15 protein-coding genes and 1 pseudogene are annotated in these 18,971 nt (G+C 45.5%); 7 read left to right on the forward strand and 9 right to left on the reverse strand.

What is annotated here, in order from left to right:
* Positions 1-320: 320 nt before the first annotated feature.
* The gene (locus MiSe_RS11315) at positions 321-2,312 is read left to right on the forward strand and encodes a carboxypeptidase regulatory-like domain-containing protein (RefSeq protein WP_226578928.1); all 1,992 of its coding nucleotides are present in this window, start codon (positions 321-323) and stop codon (positions 2,310-2,312) included.
* A 293-nt stretch (positions 2,313-2,605) separates the two neighbouring features.
* Here MiSe_RS11315 and MiSe_RS11320 read toward each other — a convergent pair whose 3' ends face one another.
* The 4 genes from MiSe_RS11320 to MiSe_RS11335 form a co-directional block, all read right to left on the reverse strand.
* Complete coding sequence (locus tag MiSe_RS11320; protein ID WP_226578931.1) at positions 2,606-2,977, reverse strand: phage holin family protein; 372 nt, start codon at positions 2,975-2,977, stop codon at positions 2,606-2,608.
* 188 nt (positions 2,978-3,165) lie between these two features.
* Positions 3,166-5,514: a bifunctional serine/threonine-protein kinase/ABC transporter substrate-binding protein gene (locus MiSe_RS11325; protein WP_226578933.1), complete on the reverse strand. Its 2,349-nt coding sequence runs from the start codon at positions 5,512-5,514 to the stop codon at positions 3,166-3,168.
* 311 nt (positions 5,515-5,825) lie between these two features.
* Positions 5,826-7,097, reverse strand: coding sequence for an NB-ARC domain-containing protein (locus tag MiSe_RS11330; protein ID WP_226578936.1), 1,272 nt, complete (start codon positions 7,095-7,097; stop codon positions 5,826-5,828).
* 2 nt (positions 7,098-7,099) lie between these two features.
* A complete protein-coding gene (locus MiSe_RS11335; RefSeq protein WP_226578939.1) occupies positions 7,100-7,339 on the reverse strand; it encodes a hypothetical protein in 240 nt (79 codons plus the stop codon).
* A gap of 106 nt (positions 7,340-7,445) precedes the next feature.
* Between MiSe_RS11335 and MiSe_RS11340 the strand changes: the two genes are divergently transcribed.
* The 5 genes from MiSe_RS11340 (at position 7,446) to MiSe_RS11360 (ending at position 12,436) form a co-directional block, all read left to right on the forward strand.
* A complete protein-coding gene (locus tag MiSe_RS11340; RefSeq protein WP_226578943.1) occupies positions 7,446-8,306 on the forward strand; it encodes a calcium-binding protein in 861 nt (286 codons plus the stop codon).
* A 295-nt stretch (positions 8,307-8,601) separates the two neighbouring features.
* Complete coding sequence (locus MiSe_RS11345) at positions 8,602-9,441, forward strand: prohibitin family protein (RefSeq protein ID WP_226578946.1); 840 nt, start codon at positions 8,602-8,604, stop codon at positions 9,439-9,441.
* A 209-nt stretch (positions 9,442-9,650) separates the two neighbouring features.
* Complete coding sequence (locus tag MiSe_RS11350; protein WP_226578948.1) at positions 9,651-9,974, forward strand: hypothetical protein; 324 nt, start codon at positions 9,651-9,653, stop codon at positions 9,972-9,974.
* A 166-nt stretch (positions 9,975-10,140) separates the two neighbouring features.
* Entirely contained in the window at positions 10,141-11,127 is a 987-nt protein-coding gene (locus MiSe_RS11355; RefSeq protein ID WP_226578949.1) for a TPM domain-containing protein, read from the forward strand.
* 16 nt (positions 11,128-11,143) lie between these two features.
* Positions 11,144-12,436, forward strand: a complete 1,293-nt coding sequence (locus MiSe_RS11360) for a dicarboxylate/amino acid:cation symporter (RefSeq protein ID WP_226578951.1) — start codon at positions 11,144-11,146, stop codon at positions 12,434-12,436.
* 281 nt (positions 12,437-12,717) lie between these two features.
* Here the strand turns inward: MiSe_RS11360 and feoB are convergent, their stop codons facing one another.
* From feoB to hemB, 3 genes are all read right to left on the reverse strand, one after another.
* A complete protein-coding gene (gene feoB / locus MiSe_RS11365; RefSeq protein ID WP_226578953.1) occupies positions 12,718-14,511 on the reverse strand; it encodes a ferrous iron transport protein B in 1,794 nt (597 codons plus the stop codon).
* Positions 14,512-14,513: 2 nt separating this feature from the next.
* Positions 14,514-14,759 carry a FeoA family protein gene (locus tag MiSe_RS11370; RefSeq protein WP_226578955.1) on the reverse strand — a complete coding sequence of 82 codons (246 nt, stop codon included), beginning with the start codon at positions 14,757-14,759 and terminating at the stop codon, positions 14,514-14,516.
* Between the two features lie 346 nt (positions 14,760-15,105).
* Positions 15,106-16,110: a porphobilinogen synthase gene (gene hemB, locus MiSe_RS11375; protein WP_226578957.1), complete on the reverse strand. Its 1,005-nt coding sequence runs from the start codon at positions 16,108-16,110 to the stop codon at positions 15,106-15,108.
* Between the two features lie 248 nt (positions 16,111-16,358).
* On the opposite strand from hemB, the gene MiSe_RS11380 reads away from it, so the two are divergent.
* Positions 16,359-17,756 (forward strand): TldD/PmbA family protein, encoded by a 1,398-nt coding sequence (locus MiSe_RS11380; protein ID WP_226578959.1) that lies wholly within the window; start codon positions 16,359-16,361, stop codon positions 17,754-17,756.
* Between the two features lie 216 nt (positions 17,757-17,972).
* On the opposite strand, the gene coaE is transcribed toward MiSe_RS11380, so the two are convergent.
* Both coaE and MiSe_RS11390 read right to left on the reverse strand, forming a co-directional pair.
* The gene (gene coaE / locus MiSe_RS11385) at positions 17,973-18,566 is read right to left on the reverse strand and encodes a dephospho-CoA kinase (protein ID WP_226578962.1); all 594 of its coding nucleotides are present in this window, start codon (positions 18,564-18,566) and stop codon (positions 17,973-17,975) included.
* A 53-nt stretch (positions 18,567-18,619) separates the two neighbouring features.
* Positions 18,620-18,961: pseudogene (locus MiSe_RS11390) on the reverse strand (EAL domain-containing protein).
* Positions 18,962-18,971 lie beyond the last annotated feature (10 nt).

The following is an 18,971-nucleotide window of genomic DNA, read 5'->3' on the forward strand; positions in this document are numbered from 1 at the left end:
AATAGCATTTTAACAATTAACAATTAACCATTAACAATTAACAATTAACAATTACCTGAAACCCAAGAATAAAAGTCATAAATTAGCGGCGATCGCTTTAAATTTGACCCGATATTATTGGTTTGATGCAGAGTTGAACAATGAAGCGGGCGATGAGGGATAATTAGTTATAATGAAATTTTTACAGCGGATTGCAGGCGTTGATGGTACACCCACAGCGGTGTGCGGGCACCCTTAAGGGTGCCGCTACACAAACTCAGCCTTAAGGCTTTCCCTCACTCACTTGCAATCCGCTATACTCGCTCTCGTTGCCATATTTTGTGATTTTGCTAGATTGGGGATTGATTAACGCTGAATTTGACTTGCTCGGTCATGCTATTGAGTTAAATATTGCTCAATTAACTCAAACTGCTCAAACCAACCAAACACAAGAACTGCCCATCAGTTTAGAGGGACTCGCGCGCATTCAGGCACCAACTATTACCCTAACTGCAATCGATTGGCGGGTGAATATTACTGGTAGGGAAATTTCGCCGCAAAATTTCCAAGGAAATTTAACCGCTGTGGGGACAATTTTCGGAGGCAGCTTCTTTGTCAGGTTAGATCAACCAAACTTACAACAACGAGAAACTTGGAGATTAGCTGAAGCACAGTTCCTCAGAAAGCTGGATCGATCTGATTATATTTTCGGTTCCCAAGCACCGTTTTGGCGCAGTCAAGGAACGGGTGATTATTGGGGTTTTACGATCGTTCAGCGGTGGGGATTTACGCCGCCACCACCTTCGGGGAGGGGTGGTTTCAATCCTCAACAACGCTTGCAAGCATCTCAAATTGAACGCACGATTGTGGGTAGGGCAAATCCGGGTACTTTGGTGCGACTAACTCAAGGTTTGGGCGAGGGGGCGCTAGCTGAAGTTTTAGTAGATTCTTCTGGGATTTATCGGTTTGAAAACGTGCGGGTTGACAATCAATCTTCTAATACTAATTATCGCGTTTTACTGTACCGCGATGCCAGGCTTACCGCTCAGCCAGAAATTCGCGATGTGAGTTTTTCTAGAGCGCTGGAACTATTGCCTTCTGGGGCGTCTGCTTTGATTGTTTCTGGTGGTTTGCGACGGCAATTTGCGGCTAATGACACTTGGGTGGGAACCTTCTCGGATTTCCGGGGTGGAATTTTCCAACGCTGGGGTTTAACAGAAGAATTGACGGTGGGGTTGGGGGGTGTTTACGATCGCAATTTTGATCCCCAATCCGCAAGTGAGTTTAGAGGTTTGGCAGAGTTATTCTTTCTACCTGCGTCGGGCAAATTACAAGCATCGGTTTCGGTTGTCAAGGGTGATTCTTGGGATGTGAATGCTGATGTTCGCTTGCAGCCGTTTCCCAATTTTACTGCTAGATTTAATAGCGATCGCTTCTCCCAACGGCTCAATTTAGATTGGCGAGTTTTGCCGGGTTTAAGTTTATTTGGAGCGATTGACAGCCGCGATGGAAATTCCGCCGGGTTGCAATTTTACCGTCGGGGCAGAAATGATGAAACATCTGTTCGCGCCACTTTTGATACTAACAATCGCTTCCGCTGGAATTTAACTCAACGTTTTGGTAAACTACAATTCACCCAACAAGGGAACGAAATCAGCACGCAATCTGCACTGGGCTATAACTTTTCTGCTCAACAATCGCTGCTATTTAATTACGAAACTCGCTCTCAAAACTTGCTCGATGACAACCTGGCAACTTTGTCTTGGCGCTATCGCTCAACAGCGCGATCGCTTGATGGCAATTATCTTTGGGAAGCGCAAGTGGGATACGCAATTGGTTCTCGCGGTGAGGGAATTATTGCCTCGGCGGGAACAACCATCATACCGGGTTTGTTGTTGCGGGGGCGCTATCAGGGAGTGGCGCTTACTTCCTCAGAATCGAGTTTTAATATTGAGTTAGTTTCCAGCTTGGATTTACAGGCAGGAATTAGCCCCAGCGATCGCCGCAACGAGAACTTCCGCACGCTGGGAGGAATCGCTATCTTTGCGTTTTTTGATGCTAACAATAATGGCAAAAAAGATGCAGGCGAATCAATTTATACAGGCAATCTAGATATGTTTGTGCTAGATAATAAACCCCTGGCATCATATCAAGTGCAGCGGCGGCGCGATCGCAACAGTCTGCGTCTCCCCCAGGGGACTTATCGCCTTGATTTTAAGCCATCCGGTTTTCCCCCCGGCTGGAAAACCGCCGTTGATGCTTTAGCAATTGATGTGGTTGCTGGAGCCTATACGGTGGTGCGAGTGCCTTTACAGCAGATTGCTTTTCAGTGAGGTACAGCGCTTGGGCTTCGTTTGTGTAGCGGCACCCTTAAGGGTGCCGCTACACAAACGAAGGTATACCTCATTTTTCAGAGAAACAAATGTGATTTGCGATCCTAGAAACCGGGTTTCTGGCGCCGAGATTAGCGTGCTTTAGCGACGATTTTTACAACAAACCCGGTTTCTTTGCCATGGTGCGATCGCCATCATCCTAGAAACCGGGTTTCTGGCGCCGAGATTAGCGTGCTTTAGCGACGATTTTTACCAGAAACCCGGTTTCTTTGCCATGGTGCGCTCGCCCAAAATCAAGTTATCTGATTTTGCTCCAACTTCACAAACTTACCGATAAAACCAGATACCAAAGAAAGCACAATTGAACCAAACAAAGGAGGCCAAAAACCAGAAACTTTAAACCCAATGTCAAACGCACTTGCTAGCCATCCCGCTAAGGACAGGGAGATGGCATTCACGACTAAGAGAAATAGACCCAGGGATAAAATTGTTAGCGGTAACGTCAGGATGGTGATAATCGGTTTAACCGTTGCATTTACAAACCCAATAATCACCACGGCGAATATAGCTGCCGTAAAACTGCTCACCTCAATTCCCGGTACTATCTTTGCCGTTACCAGCAGCGAAATTGCTGCAACTAACCAAGTCAAGCAGAAATTTAGCATATACCATCACCTTTTCAAGAAAACGATTTTTCCAAATCAACTTTTACCAGAGGTCTAATCTGGAACGAATTGGGAAGAGAACGCTGAAAATACAGCTTTCCCCTTTTCCATTCTACCAGTTGAGGCCGCTGGCGATCATAACCCTTAACCATAAACTTTCACGACTTGTTTGATTTGAGGTCAATGTATTATTTTTGACAAAGTTTTAAACTCTGAACTTGATCTGCGGCATAATTGACAGGGACAAATGCATAACGTTCACTTGAGCAATTAGAGGGGACAACTTTCACCAATGCGATCGCGGATTCCTGGCGATCGCCTCCGTTAAAACTAATCTTACCCGTCGCCCCAAACGCTTGAAAATCGGGCGCGGATAAAGCTTGTTGCACATCGCGGCGATTCGGATTCTGCTTTTTTTCCAAAGCTGTTATCAAAGCACGAGTGGCATCATAAGCTAAAGCGGTGCGCCAACTCACTCCCCCTCCCCATAACTGCTGGGTAGTTTGGGGAAACTCCCGATTGGGACTATCCCAGCGATGCCAGGGAATTGCCACCACCAAACGGTTTGCTGCTGCTTGTCCTACCGTTTGCAAAACCTTTGGACTGTAGAGGGTATCTCCTCCCACCATCCAATAACGACCTTGGTTGGCATTAATTATCTTTAAAGCGTTAGGAAACGCGTCGGTACTGGTTTGATTGTCTGGTAGCAAAACAAGCGCTGTAGATCCTTGTTTTTGTGCTTGGTCTATCGAGTTAGCTGCGTTGAATTCAGGTTTAGACAAATCAAATTCCTTGATAACTTGTCCTCCACTTGCGGCGAAATTAATGCTAAATTGCTCCCGAATCGATTTGCTGAAATTATTTTCTGGATTGTAGAAAAGTGTTGCCCTCTGCTGCTGGAGTTGGTTGTGCAAGTAGCTTGCTAAAGCTTGACCCGCAAAGCGATCGCTTGGCACAGTCCGAAAGAAAACCCGATCGGGTTTCATCCCCCAAGATGTCAGGTTTACCGAGGTACTTCCAGGTGAAATCAATACCAATTGTTGCTGTTGATAGATAGGCAATGCTGCCAAAGTCACTTCACTCCCAAGATGACCGATGACAGCTAAAATATCCCGTTTTGCTGCCAAATTTTCGGCAAATTTTTGAGCTTTAATTGGGTTGCTGGCATCATCGGCAATTAAAACTTTCAATCCTTTACCATTAATCTTTTTCCCGTTATTGATTTCATTTTGTGCTTGTGCAACGCCTCGTAAAATTTCTAAAGCTGAGTCCCGATTATTTTGCATCGGAGCCGCAACAGCTATAGTATAAGCGCTTCTACCCATGAGGCGAGCATTATTGAGATAAATTAAAGTTTCAGGGTCGCGTCGCTCTTGCCATGCCTGCTCTAATAAAGGAATAGCTTTCGCATAATTTCCAGCAGCAAAAGCTTTAACTCCTTCTTGCTTTATCTGTACCTCAGAACCTGGAATCAGGATTTCTTCTCCACAGCTTAAGTTGTCTTCTTGAGGGAAAAGCCTCATCCCAATCCTTGAACAACCACCGATTCCGCTTAAATACCAATAAACCCCATAAATACCCGTTACTACGAGCAAAGAAACTGCACCAACAGCCAGACACTTTCTCAAATACCAAAGGTAACTCTTTGGCTTCATTTCTTTTAAAAGTTGCCGAATTTGTTTTGTGTTTTGAGGCCGTTTTTTCCAGGAAGGAGCGATTAAATTGTCAATCAAATTCGCCAAATAAGCTGGAACATCGCTCGTACAGTCTCGCCATTTTAACTTATCTTTTTTACTGTCGGCGAGCTGATTAGGATGTATACCTGTAATTAAATGAACAAATGTTCGCCCAAGCGCATAAAAATCCGACTGGGGAACCGCTCTGCCTGCAATTTGCTCTGGATCCGTATAACCCTCTGAACAAATTCGGGTGATATTATGTCCATCAATGACGGTTTGCGTTACTTCCCTGGCTGTACCAAAGTCAATCAGCACCAGTTTTCCATCGGGCTTAAGCATAATATTAGAAGGTTTGATATCCCGATGAAAAAAATTATTTTGATGCACGTAATCTAAAATTTCTACCAATTGTTCCAGCCAAGCGATCGCTAAATCTTGAGTCAGTTTATTGTTTTCCTTTAACCACTGATCTAAATTCTGTCCTTCTATTTTTTCCATCACCAAGCAGCGCAATTCCCGCTCTTGGCTGAGCGAGACAATTATTTCTGGCTCGGCTTTGGGAATTCCTTCATGTTTTAACTTATTGAGCAGTTTTGCTTCTTGTTCAAATAGTTCGATGATGTGGGTATTATTCCTTATTAAAACCTTGAGGACTTTTCGTGTTTTTGTATCTGCAATATCTTCTACTTCAAAAACCTCCGTGTAAGGATGCTTGCCCAACTGCCGTAAAGGTGTAACTAGCCGATATCTACGATTGACTAGCAATTCGGTTCCACAACTTTGGCAACGCTCCAGATTTGTAGAGTTGTTTCGATTTTGACACCAGGGATTGATGCAGTAGCAATTATTATTTTCCACGATTGTATATAATATAAGTTTGAGCAAATATCTGAGTTTTATTTGAGGGAGCGCATTGATTTTATTTGAATTATTAACACAAAATTATTTGATTTTTATTAATTTTAATTTTTCTTCACAATCGAGCGTATAAAGCGGGTTTCTTGCTGGGATCTATCGTTTCCAAACCAAAGATTTTTCACAGAAACAAAGGTGATTTGTAGAAACCGGGTTTCCAGCTGCGTTCGCGCCAGCTAGGGTATGCATATCTCGAGTTGACAAACCAAAGATTTTTCACAGAAACTTTGGTGTTTGCGTAAGTCCTGAAACGGTTATGCTTTACCCGACAATTTCTGAACATATTTCCTAACTACAGGCTGGAGAGTGAAAAGAACTTCACTGTCTCCTGGGATTTTTTCAATCAACGATCGCCTATTGAGCGATTCCAGCGCTTCTATTATTCCTGATTTGGATAAGTCGGGTAAAATAACTTCGGCTAATTGATTCAGCGACATCGGATCGCTACAAGCTGCCATCCGATACATAAGCTGTTTTTCTAACTCGGAAATCCGCTCAAATTGCTGATATAAAACTTCCCCAATATCGCCGATGACGATTGTACCCATTTCGAGGAATTGAGCAACGCTGCCATTAAAAAACTCTTTGATCGTTGTCGCCATCATTTTTAAGGCTAAGGGATTGCCACTGTACAGTTGATTGAGAGTTTCCCATTTATTTTCGTCTTTGGATAACCCTTTTTCCCTTAATATTTTACTCGCTTCTTCAACCTTCAAACCAGTCAGTTGTAAGCAGCGAACGAGATGGGTTTTTTCTGCCAACGCCGCAACGATCTTGGGATTTTCCCAGCTAGTCAGAACCAAGCAGCTATTATGTTTAACCTCACCGAATTGTCTGAATAACTTACCATAATCCTCATATCCTGAGCGATATTGTCCCGCTAGCTTACCCCTGTCTAAAATCGCCTCTACCTCATCTAGTACGATCAGACAGCGATGGTGTTTTAAATAATCGATCAGTCGCGATACCATCCGGTCTATACTGTTGGGTAAATCGGTTTCCTGCTGGTTAGACAACGCTCCAATCAGATCGGTCAAAAATTCTTCGACGGGTGGCGAGGCGCGGAGACTTCGCCAGATTAAATAATCAAAATCATCTTGAATTTCTTCTGCCAACATCGCAGCTAAAGCAGTTTTGCCAATTCCCCCCATGCCTGATAGGGTAACCAGGCGACAACCCTCAGCAATTATCCATTGTTTAAGGGTCACCAATTCTTCTGTGCGTCCGTAAAAACTACCAATATCCGGTGCTGCACTCCAATCTTGGATGGGAATTGGATGTACTTCGGGTTCTTCCTTTGCATTGCTATCAACAATTTCGTGCCAATTACCAACCCCTACAGCCTCGCAAATCTTGATAAAAGTTTCTCGCTGAATGGGTTGTCCGCGCCAAAACCGCCTTAAAGTCGCTTGGGAAGTCAAAGCAGTTTCCCACCAATCAAGCGTTACGGTTTTCGTCCAGCCTTTCTTTTTTCTAGCTCGATCGACGATTTCTAGACCCCGTGCAGATGCTGTGAGAGACGCCATACTCAACCACGATCGCAATTCTTTCTAGATTTTGTCACCTTTATGTCCAGTGGTAGATGCTGCTGAGTCAGAAACTGAGTCATGGGGTGAGCCAAAAGGTGAGCCGTCAGGCTGATGGGGTTTTGGGAATATAAGGGTGTTGCAGGCAGGAGTGCGGTTTTAGTGGCTGCCCATCCCAATGCATAAATGTCTCGATGCCACACATATCTTAAAGCAGGTTCGAGTTGGAAACAACTTGCCATGTCCCCCCAGGGGAACCGCTTTCAATCTTAGTGTCGGGACTGAGTCGGTTCGGTTTATTTACAACCTGTTTGTTTCGTACACATCTTAGCGAGAGGTGCTTTCATCATGGCAATCATCACTGGTACGTTTGGCAACGATAACCTATCGGGAAAGTTCTTGGAAAATGATTTAATTCAGGGATTTGCTGGCAATGATATTCTTCAGGGTATCGGCGGTAACGATACCGTCTACGGAGGTCTAGGAAACGATACTATTACAGGCGATTCTGGTAAGTTTTTACTGTTTGGTGAATCGGGGGATGATATCATTACAGGCGGCAAAGATAACGACACAATTTATGGGCAAGAAGGCAAAGATGTGATTTTTGGCGAGCTTGGTAACGATCAAATCTTTGGCAATCAAGATACTGATGTCATTTTAGGCGGTGCAGGCGATGACACAATCTGGGCAGGTAAAGGTGACGATATAGTGTCTGGAGGAGAAGGTAAAGATTTACTCTTTGGTAACTTGGGTGTAGATTTTGTTTATGGAGAGGGAGGAAACGATACTATTTATGGCGGTCAGGATACAGACTTGCTCTCTGGTGGCACCGGAAACGATTTGGTTTCGGGTGATAAGGGCGAAGATTTCCTCTGGGGTGTCGATATCGAAGCTTCCAATCCTGGCTCTGGCGAAATTGATACCCTGATAGGTGGAGACGGAACTGATTTCTTTACCCTGGGAGGTGAAGGTAAATCTTACTATGTGGGTGCGGGAAACAGTGACTATGGAATTATTTCTGACTTCAGTATTGTAGATGATTTCATTGCCGTTCGCAGTTTAAATGGCTTAACTCTGTCCAATTTAACCCTCGGTAACCTCGGCGCAGGAACCGGAGTGTTTGAGAACAAAGAACTTATTGGTTTTGTCCAAGGTTTGAATGCCGATGCGTTGAGTTTAACGCGAGACTTTGTGGCTATTCCGTAAACCTCATATCTTTAGGACTTACGCACCAGAAGCCTAGAAACCGGGTTTATGTGTAGATCTCCAGTTGCCAAACCAACTATTTTTCATAGAAACCCGGTTTCTTTGCTTTAGGAGTTATTCATTCTCATGGGTAAGTCCCGATCTGACAATCGTGCAGGTAACTGTACGGTTTCTGACTAGCTTCATCAATTGAGTATCCCAGATTCTACAAACGCTTTACGGAATATGCGATCGCCATGTTGTTGTCATAACTAGCCTAAAAAAACTTCTCTTCAAATTTTGTAACCATCGAACTATGCAAACCACCAGAAACAGAGTTACCGATTCTCTTCCCCTTAGTCTCTACGCTACAGGGGGAATCATCTTTTTAATCGTAGCGATTATTTTCCGTCCCTTTACGATTATTAAAGCTGGAGAGCGCGGCGTTGTCATGAACTTCGGCAAAGTTCAAAATACCGTTTTAGATGAAGGCATCCATCCCATCGTACCAATCGTCACATCGGTTAAAAGACTCAGCGTCCGCGTGCAAAAAAACGATTTCCAAAGCGACGCTGCTTCCAAAGATCTGCAAAAAGTGACAACGGAACTAGCCGTCAACTGGCACATCGATCCCGCTCAAGTTAACAAAATATATCAACAAGTTGGAGAGCAAGAGCAAATTGTCACAGGAATTATCACTCCTGCGGTTTCCGAAGTTCTCAAAGCAGCCACTGCCAAAAAAACCGCTGAAGAAATTATCACCAAGCGCACCGCGTTAAAACAGGAAATTGATACCCAACTCAAAAACCGTCTCGCTGCTTACGGAATTATTGTCGATGATGTCTCTTTAGTTAATTTTGGGTTTTCTCCCGAATTTACCAAAGCGATTGAAGCCAAACAAATCGCCGAACAAGAAGCCAAGCAAGCCGAATATATTGCCTTAAAAGCGTCTAAAGAAGCTCAGGGAGAAGTGAATCGCGCTAAAGGTCAAGCAGAAGCCCAAAGATTGCTGCGGGAAAATTTAACGCCTCAAATTCTGCAAAAACAAGCGATTGAAAAATGGGATGGTCGCTTTCCTCAAGTGATGGGTGGAAATAATGCGCTGCCATTCATCAATATTACTCCCCAAAACTCACCCTCCCAGCCAAATCGATAGATGGTTTTGGATGTTGAATAAACTCCCCCCTTCTTAAGGGGGGCAGGGGAATAAACTCCCCCCTTCTTAAGGGGGGCAGGGGAATAATCTCCCCCCTTCTTAAGGGGGGCAGGGGAATAATCTCCCCCCTTCTTAAGGGGGGCAGGGGGGGATCTCCGCCCCCCAAGGGTGTAACTACTACAAAAATCAACATTTACACGAGAAGGAAAATGTTAAAACCATTCACAAATAAAATAGTCCCCCTAATCATTTTACCGTTAATTGTCAGCGCTTGTACTCTCAATAGCCCTAGCGTTACTAAGGCTAAGTACGACCAAGTTAAAACAGGCATGACTGTATCCGAGATTGAAAAAATTATCGGAAAACCAGGGGAAAGCAGTGGCGAAATATCTTTTACCATTCCAGGTGTGCCAAATCTACCTAGTGGAAATAAACAGGCTATTTACCAGTGGAAAAACCCCGACGGCAGTGCGATGACGGGTGTGTTTGTAGATGACAAGCTTGTGTTTAAAGTGCAAGTCAATCTTAAATAAGTAACGCAAGTTGCTAGTTATAAACAAGGGCGTTGCTAATTGCAAGCTTGCTAATTGCAAGCTTGCTAATATAGTATTTTTACCAATCTCGCCATTAGCCATTAGCCATTAGCCGCTCCAAGAGAGATAACTAGCAACTTGAGTTAATTAGCGTCCCAAATCAACTATGAAATTTGTAGCTGTTCCATTCAAACAAACTTTCTGCGCCGGATTGGCGAGTTTGGTTGTTATCGGCATTCCCTCTGTCAGCTTGGGTGTCACCGTAGAGCAAGTTCCTAATCCCAGACAAGCAAGTGGAGGGTGGGTGACGGATATGGCTGATATTCTCAGTCCAAATGCCGAAGCTCAGCTAAATCAAATGATTTCAAATCTAGAAGCCAAAAATGGCAGCGAAATCGCCGTTGTCACAGTACATGAAACTGCACCTTCTGCAAGTCCCAAGCATTTTGCCACGACGTTGTTTAATCGCTGGGGTATTGGGAAAGCGGATAAAAATAACGGAGTTTTGGTTTTAATTTCCCAAAGCGATCGCCGCGTAGAAATTGAAACAGGCTACGGGTTGCAAGCTCTTCTACCTAATACCAAAGTCAGCGATATTATCCAGCAGGAAATTACGCCAAAATTCAAACAAGGCGACTATGACGGCGGTACAATTGCTGGCACTAAATCTCTGATATTAGCACTGGAAACTTCCAACCAAGTTGGTGACGCTGACATACCTTGGTATGTCTTTCCAGGTGCATTTGGAGGTGGAATAGTTGTGTTATGGTTACTCCTGCGTCGCCGTAAAAATAAACACAGCAAATCTGCCTCTGTTTCTAGCAACAGTTCGCCCCAAAGTAAAAATAAACACAGCAAATCTCCCTCTGTTTCTAGCAACAGTTCGCACCAGATTAGCAATGACAGCGACTTTAGCTATGAAATTGTCAGTAACAATTACACCGCTAGTAGCTGCGACAGTAATAATAGTTCTGACACCAACAGTAACTGCGACAGTAATATTAGTTCTGACACTAGCAGTAGTTGCAGCAGCACTAGCTATGACAGTAGCAGTACCAGTAGTAGCTATGACAGTGGCAGTAGCTATAGTAGTAGCAGTAGCGACTTTGGTGGCGGTAGTAGCGGCGGTGACGGTGCCGGTGGTAGTTGGTAACTAAAGGAATCAAAAAATGAGTCAAATAGCAATTAACGATCGCCCGTTGTGGCAGCGCATTCCGCTTTATTTGCAAATTGCGATCGCGCTGATTCTGGGATTAATTTTAGGTGTTGCACTCGGCGCAGGTCAACCTAACCCCGCCAATGTCGCCTGGATCAATAACCTAGTAATTCCCTGCAACCTCGTCCTCAAGGCGCTGCGTGCCCTCGCTACGCCCCTAATTTTACTAGCAGTTCTCCACTCTTTCCTGACGGCAAATATTCCCGGCAGATCGGGTCGTCGTTTGGCAGTTTTGCTTTTTAGCAATACCACGGTTGCTATTTTAATCGGTCTTTTAGTCGCAAATATCCTACAACCAGGAAAATGGGGTCGCCTTGCTGCGCCAACAGAAACATCTGCAACTAAGGCATTCGATCCTTGGGGACTCTTGCAAGATATGGTACCGGAAGCAGTTCTCAAACCTTTGGTTGATAATAATGTCCTGCAACTGATTTTTCTCGCCTTAGCGTTTGGGATTGTTTTACGGGGATTGAAACAACAACAAATTGAAGAAGGAAAGACGGCATATGTGGCAATTGAGGATGCGATCGCAATTCTATTCGAGGCAGTAATTCGCATCTTACACTGGGTTATTGCTCTCGTTCCCATCGCCGTTTTCGGAATAGTGGCAAAAACTGTCGCCCTTCAAGGTTTTGCACCGTTTAAATCTTTAGGTGCATTTATCATCGCCGTATTGGTCGCTTTATTTTTGCAAGCTTGCTATTACTTAATTCGGGTGCATTTCGGTTCTTGGGTGAGTCCGCAACGCTTCCTTTCCGGAGGTTCTGATGCACTGTTAACGGCATTTTCAACTGCTTCTTCTACGGCTACCATGCCTATCACCTTTGAAGCGTTGCTAGAAAAAATCGGTTTGCGGGAATCTTCTGCTTCTTTAGGTGCGTTAGTCGGCAGCAATTTCAATAACGACGGCACGGCTTTATATGAGGCAATGTCGGCTTTATTTGTCGCCCAAGTATTGGGGTTAAGTCTTGCCTTACCCCAACAATTCATTGTGATTCTCACCGCTATTTTCGCTTCTGTAGGTGCAGCAGGTATTCCCGAAGCAGGTTTGGTAACAATGACTCTGGTATTTACTGCCGTTGGCTTGCCGACTCAGTATATCGCTTTATTAATTACTGTAGACTGGTTCTTAGATCGTTGCCGGACTGCTATTAATGTCATGGGAGATATGACGGTGAGTTGTTTGTTAGATGGTAAGAAACGTCAACCTCAATTGAGTGGAATTGAACCATCTGATGAAAATTAGTCGCCATCTCATGTCCCTTCCCATCGGTTGCGGATATTTTAAGGATTTGTAGGGGCGGGTTTTACAGACAATTCCTGATGCCAACAAACCAATTACAGCAGATTGCAAGCTCGTCTAGGTACAGCCTTTTGGCTCTCGTTTGTCAAGCGCGCAGCATTAATGCTGCGCGCTTGACAAACAAGCCGTATGAGGTACGGCTGCAATCCGCTATAAAAAAGTGGGGAGAAAGCTCGTAAAAACAAGCGATCGCCCCACTACGCCGTTAGACACAAATGCGCCAATCAAAATCCTAAAAGCCTCGCACCTTGGTAGAAAATAAAGCTGGATACCCATGCTAAACCCACCGACCACGCCACCGATATCCAAGCAAATTTCGCACTCTTGGATTCGCTTTTTAACACAGCTACTGTCGAAAGACAAGGGATATACAGCAGGGTAAACAGCATGAAACTATACGCCTGTACCCAGTCGATTTGTTGCGCGATCGCTCCCATTAATTGACTATCCTCAGACTGACCGTAAATTACCGCCAATCCACCCAAAACGATCTCTTTCGCCACAAAGCCAAAAACCAGCGCCACCGCTAATTGCGAATTAATTCCAATCGGTCCTAAAATCGGCTGCATGAATTGACCCAGGATTCCCGAAAGCGTTTGGGAACTCGCAGGTGGAACACCAGGCGGTAAGTTATTCAGCGCCCAAATTGCCACAACCCCTAAGATAATAAACCGATAAGACCACCGCCAAAAGTGCTTTACCTCACACCAAGAACGCAGCAGAATTTGTTTGAAAGTAGGGAAGCGATAAGGAGGCAATTCCAAAACAAATGGCTCTTGGTTAGGAAACTGACCTTTGAACAAAAACGCGGTCAAAATAGCCGCCACAAAGCTGAGAATATACAAACTAAACAAGACTATAGGCGCCATGCTTGCGGCAAAAAGCGCCGTCGTCATAAAGATAAATACGTTCAGCCTCGCCGAACATAAAGAAAAGGGAATTACCAGCATGGAAAGCATCCGCAAACCAGGGGAACGCATCACCCTAGTCCCCATAATTGCCGGTACGTTGCAGCCAAATCCCATCAGCGACATCACAAAAGATCGACCGTCTAATCCCAATCTCTGCATCAACGCATCCATCAAAAATGCCGACCGAGATAAGTAGCCGCTATCTTCTACAATTGCCATGCAGAAGAAGAACAAAATAATCACCGGAATAAATGCGGCGACGGTTGTCAAACCAGTATACAACCCGTCAATTAGGAAACCCCTTAATACTTCTGGCACTCCGGCTAAACCAGGTTCTAAGGCATTTTTCTGCAACCAATCAAACCCATTTCCCAATAATTCTTGCAGCGGCGTTCCCAGCGCATAAACTGCCTGGAACATCAAAAACATTGCCGCAAAAAAGATTGGCAACCCAAACACAGGATCGAGTAGAACTTTATCTAACCGCGTTGTCCAGTTTTCTCTTGCTTGGGTTGGTATGTGAACCGCATCTTGCAATAGGTTACCCATTTCGGCAGCCAGTTGGCGATCGCTTACCAAATGCTCCTCAATCTTACCAACGCAAATTGCCTCGTCTTGATGACTCAAACTATCAGCAATTGTTCGATAAGCCGTCTCGTAACCGTGACCGTATTTGGCACTAATTGGCATTACCGGCATCCCCAAATGCGCTGCCATTTTCTCCGGTTCGACTTCCACCCCAAACTTGGGAGCCTCATCTGCCATATTTAACAGCAACACCGCCGGAACTCCCAAATGCTTCACCTGCAACGCCAGACTGACTTGGCGGTCAATTTGGGCAGTATTGAGAACTATTAGCACTAAATCCAGAGGAGTTTTTTCGAGAAAATCTCTCACTACTGCCTCATCTTCCGAAAAGCCGCGCAGATCGTAAATACCTGGCAAGTCTACAATCTCCGCTGGTTCGTCGCCGAGTTTGACCTTCGCCATCATCAGGTCTACGGTAATTCCAGGCCAGTTGCCGATACTGGCATTTGCGCCCGTAATTCGGTTAAAAAAGGTCGATTTGCCCGTATTCGGCATTCCCAAGACAGCTATCTGTTTCATGCTCATTCTCCTTCACTCAAGTGCGTGACATGGATTTCTTTGGCTTCGCTGCGGCGCAGCATCACTTCGGTGGTTCCCACGCGCACGTGAAGTGGTCCGCCAAACCAGGCACGCCGAATCATTTCCACTTGCCGTCCGGCGCGAAAACCCAGTGCTTGCAGGCGTTGTTGCAAGCTCTCTTCTGCCTGTAACGCTGCGATAGTGCCGATTTGACCGGGTTGTAATGAAGCGAGGTGAATTCTTAACATTTTGGGAATTACTAGGAAACTTTCTCAAAAACTTGATGATAATATCAGCATACTCCTGTGATCTAGCTAACTCTAGGGGGGTTTTGTTAAAAAAACCTGTAAATTTATGCCTTTCTACAGGTGAAAATTTCTGTTGGATCGGGTAATCGGGAAGTAAACGGAAGAACAGTAGGGGCACGGCATGTAAAACATTGGTTTTCAAACCCGAAATATCGCTCGTGCCGTGCCCCTACCAGGTTGCGGTGGAAGCCCAACGACTAAAGTCGCGCCTATACAAGCAAAGACCGCCTGCGCGGTCTAAATTAAGAATAAGGGGGGTTGTTAACCCGGATTTCTAAGCAAGTCCCTAGCGCAACATCAACGCAACTTCTTTAGCAAAATAAGTCAAAATCAAATCCGCACCTGCCCGTTTCATGCTGGTTAGAGTTTCCAAAATTACCTTTTTTTCATCAATCCAGCCTTGCTGTGCGGCGGCTTTTATCATCGCATATTCGCCGCTGACGTTATAGGCAGCAACGGGTAAATTTGTTGCGGCTTTGACTTGACAGATAATATCCAAATAAGCCAAGGCAGGTTTTACCATCACAATATCTGCCCCTTCGGCAATATCTAAGGCAACTTCCTTGAGTGCTTCCCTGGCATTTGCCGCATCCATTTGGTATGTTTTTTTATCGCCAAATTTGGGGGCAGAATCGAGCGCATCCCGAAACGGGCCATAATAAGCAGAGGCATACTTAGCCGAGTAAGCGAGAATTCCCACATCAAAGTAACCTGCTGCATCCAAAGCTTTGCGAATTGCGCCTACCCGTCCATCCATCATGTCAGAAGGTGCGACCATATCTGCCCCTGCTGCTGCTTGAGATAGCGCCATTTTGACTAAAATTTCTACGGTGGGGTCGTTGAGAATAACACCATTGTCATCTACAACACCATCGTGTCCGTGAGTGGTGAAAGGGTCTAACGCTACATCGGTGATGACAACAATATCTGGAATGGCTTTTTTAATTGCTTTTACCGTTTGCTGAACCAATCCTTCTTCGTTGTAACTTTCGCTGCCAGTATCGTCTTTTTTGCCAGAGGAAATGACGGGGAAGAGCGCCACAGCATTCACTCCCAACGCTGCTGCATCGGCTATTTCTTTTAGCAGCAAATCCAACGTATAGCGGTAGCATCCCGGCATCGATGCTATTTCAACCTTTTGCCCTTCTCCTTCCATCACAAAGACGGGATAAATTAAGTCATTCGCAGTTAAATGAGTTTCCTGTACCATTCGCCGCAACGTAGGGGTGCGACGCAGGCGGCGGGGGCGATAAATTAATTCAGTCGCGGGGGTTGTTTGATTCGATGTCATAGCTATGAGGCGAGAAGGGTTCTCTTTTTTAGGGAATGAGAATCATTCTATAAAAAATTGCGCCTCTAGAATGCACAATCTGAAAACAGCAGATTGGGGCTGGTGTCGAGGCAGAGCCTCTATTGTCGTAACCAGGCTGAGCCTGGTTACGAGTTGAACCAGGCTCAGCCTGGTGTCGCTTCGTTTCGGTGGCACAAGGGGCTAAATCAATGCAAAATGGATGCAGTTTATCTGTACCAGTGCCTGCTATGCCTACCTTACTAGCGGATGCCAAGAATCTTCTTTCTGACCTGATACGTCGTTATGGCAAGCGGGTTGACTATTTGGCGATTCGACTGGAAGAAGCTGAAGCAACCGATATTTTACTGCGCGCCGATAAGATCGAAACCCTGTCCCAAGGGATTTCGATTGGGGGACAGGTACGCGCTTGTTACAAGGGTGGTTGGGGCTTTGCCAGCTTTAATCAACTTTCGACTTTAGCAGAACGGGTTGAGGAAGCGATCGCTGCTGCCCACATCGTGGGTGAAGAAGAAACCATCCTCGCCCCTATTGACGCGGTGCAGGATATATGCATTATCCCCCTCACCGGCACCGATCCTCGCCAAATACCGCTAGCCGAGAAAAAGGCATTGTGCGATCGCTACAGCGAAATTCTCCGCAGCGTTGACCCTCGCATCGCTACCACCTCGGTGCGCTATGGCGATAGCGCCCAGCGCATCATCCTCGCCACGTCGGAAGGGACGATGCTAGAACAATCCTGGGTGGATATGGAAATGCGCTTTGCCGCCACGGCCCGCGACGGGGAAACCGTACAAACCGGACGGGAAACGACGGGATCGCGCAAAGCTTACGAAGATTTAACCAATTTAGACGAGCAAGTGCGGGGTGCAGCGCAACGGGGGGTGGAGGCTTTAAGCTTACCGCCCGTCAAAGGTAATACCTACACCGTCGTCATCGATCCGATTCTCAGCGGGTTATTCGTCCACGAAGCCTTCGGACACCTGAGTGAAGCCGATATGGCATACGAAAACCCGGACTTGCTAGAAGTCATGACCATCGGACGCAGATTTGGTCCCAAAGATCTGCAAATCTTTGACGGCGCCGCCCCAGAAGGTCATCGCGGTAGCTATTTTTACGACGACGAAGGCACCCCCGCAACGACGACTCAATTAATTAAAGATGGCGTCTTAGTCGGAAGATTACATTCCCGCGAAACTGCTGGCAAATTAGACGAACAACCCACTGGCAATGCCCGTTGTCTCAGTTATCACTACCCTCCCATCGTGCGGATGACCAACACCTGGATCGAACGGGGAAATACGCCAGTCAAGGACTTATTTACTGGTATCAAAGAAGGGGTTTATGCCCGCAACTGGTTGGGTGGTATGACGAATGGGGAAATGTTCACCTTTAGTGCGGGGGAAGCTTGGATGATCCGCAATGGTAAAATAGCCGAACCAGTGAGGGATGTCACGCTTTCCGGTAATGTATTTACAACGCTGACAGATATTGAAGCGATTGGGGATGATTTTTACTGGGATGAATCCGGCGGATGCGGTAAAGGCGGACAAAGCGGTTTACCCGTAGGTTGCGGTGGTCCGAGTTTGCGAATTCGCAATGTTATTGTAGGGGGAGAAGCGGCATAATGGCTAATGGCTAATGGCTAATGGCTAATGGCTAATTGCTAATGGGTACAGGACTTACGCAAAAAAACTTTGGTGATATGAAAAATCGTGGGTTTCCACGAGCGAGATTGACGCATCACCTTTGTTTTTGGCGCCGCGTGCGTAAGTCCTGGGGTAATTGGTAATGGGAAATAATTATCTATTACCAATTACCAATTACCAATCACCAATTACCAATTACCGATTACCAATCGCTGCATCTACCTGTTTTAACAATGCTTCTGGGGTTGAAGAGTTATCTAAAACTACGTTGGCTTGGGCTAGCTTTTTTTCTATTGACATTTGGCTGTTAATGCGGGATTGAATTTCTTCTAAAGGCAGACCATCGCGGGATTTGACTCGTTCAACTTGCTGGGTTTGGTCGCAAGCTACTACCCAGATTTCCGTTACCAGATCGGTCATGCGAGCTTCAAACAATAATGGTACGACTAGGACGACTGTGGGGTATTTTTGGGGGTCTAGGGTATCTAATTGAGCGGTAATGCGATCGCGCACGTATGGATGAATGCGTTGCTCTAACCACAAGCGTTCTGAGGGACTGCTAAAAACAATTTGACCCAGCCGCAGGCGGTCGAGTTTGCCATCGGGTAGTAAGATGCCGAAACCGTAGCGTTCCTGAATTTCTTCTAATACTTGAGAACCTGGTTCTACGGCTTCGCGCGCATAAATATCTGCATCCAAAACTGGCAAATTATAGTGGCTTGCCAGATAATTCGAGACGGTACTTTTGCCAGTCCCAATACCGCCCGTTAAACCAATAATACGCCTCATAGTATTTTAGATTTTAGATTTTAGATTTGCCATTACCAATTAGCAATTAGCAATTAGCAATTAGCTGATAGTAAAGCCCAGACGGAAGTGCTATCTATGGGCTTAGAGAAAAAGTGTCCTTGTCCGTATTCCCATTCGAGTTCCACAAGTTGTCCTAGTTGAAATGCAGATTCTACACCCTCGGCGATCGCATCCATTTCCAAACTGTGCGCCAGGGTAATAATTGTTCGCACGATTTCCAAACTTTCGCTATCAACGCTCATCTGACTCACTCACGAACGGTCGATTTTTAACGTATCGATCGGCATTTGGTGCAGCCGCGCCAAACAAGAGTAGCCGGTGCCAAAATCATCGATCGATAGCTGAATTCCCAACGCTTTAAGTTGCTCCAACATCCCAATTTCA

This window comes from Microseira wollei NIES-4236, assembly GCF_020521235.1.
Classification (GTDB): Bacteria; Cyanobacteriota; Cyanobacteriia; order Cyanobacteriales; family Aerosakkonemataceae; genus Microseira; species Microseira wollei.

Coding starts and splice junctions, on each gene's coding strand:
- MiSe_RS11335 (WP_226578939.1), bottom strand. CDS start 7,339: ATGGCAAGTTGTTTCCAACTCGAACCTGCTTTAAGATATGTGTGGCAT.
- MiSe_RS11355 (WP_226578949.1), top strand. CDS start 10,141: ATGAAATTTGTAGCTGTTCCATTCAAACAAACTTTCTGCGCCGGATTG.
- MiSe_RS11320 (WP_226578931.1), bottom strand. CDS start 2,977: ATGCTAAATTTCTGCTTGACTTGGTTAGTTGCAGCAATTTCGCTGCTG.
- MiSe_RS11340 (WP_226578943.1), top strand. CDS start 7,446: ATGGCAATCATCACTGGTACGTTTGGCAACGATAACCTATCGGGAAAG.
- hemB (WP_226578957.1), bottom strand. CDS start 16,110: ATGACATCGAATCAAACAACCCCCGCGACTGAATTAATTTATCGCCCC.
- MiSe_RS11370 (WP_226578955.1), bottom strand. CDS start 14,759: ATGTTAAGAATTCACCTCGCTTCATTACAACCCGGTCAAATCGGCACT.
- coaE (WP_226578962.1), bottom strand. CDS start 18,566: ATGAGGCGTATTATTGGTTTAACGGGCGGTATTGGGACTGGCAAAAGT.
- MiSe_RS11350 (WP_226578948.1), top strand. CDS start 9,651: ATGTTAAAACCATTCACAAATAAAATAGTCCCCCTAATCATTTTACCG.
- feoB (WP_226578953.1), bottom strand. CDS start 14,511: ATGAAACAGATAGCTGTCTTGGGAATGCCGAATACGGGCAAATCGACC.
- MiSe_RS11380 (WP_226578959.1), top strand. CDS start 16,359: ATGCCTACCTTACTAGCGGATGCCAAGAATCTTCTTTCTGACCTGATA.
- MiSe_RS11345 (WP_226578946.1), top strand. CDS start 8,602: ATGCAAACCACCAGAAACAGAGTTACCGATTCTCTTCCCCTTAGTCTC.
- MiSe_RS11330 (WP_226578936.1), bottom strand. CDS start 7,097: ATGGCGTCTCTCACAGCATCTGCACGGGGTCTAGAAATCGTCGATCGA.
- MiSe_RS11360 (WP_226578951.1), top strand. CDS start 11,144: ATGAGTCAAATAGCAATTAACGATCGCCCGTTGTGGCAGCGCATTCCG.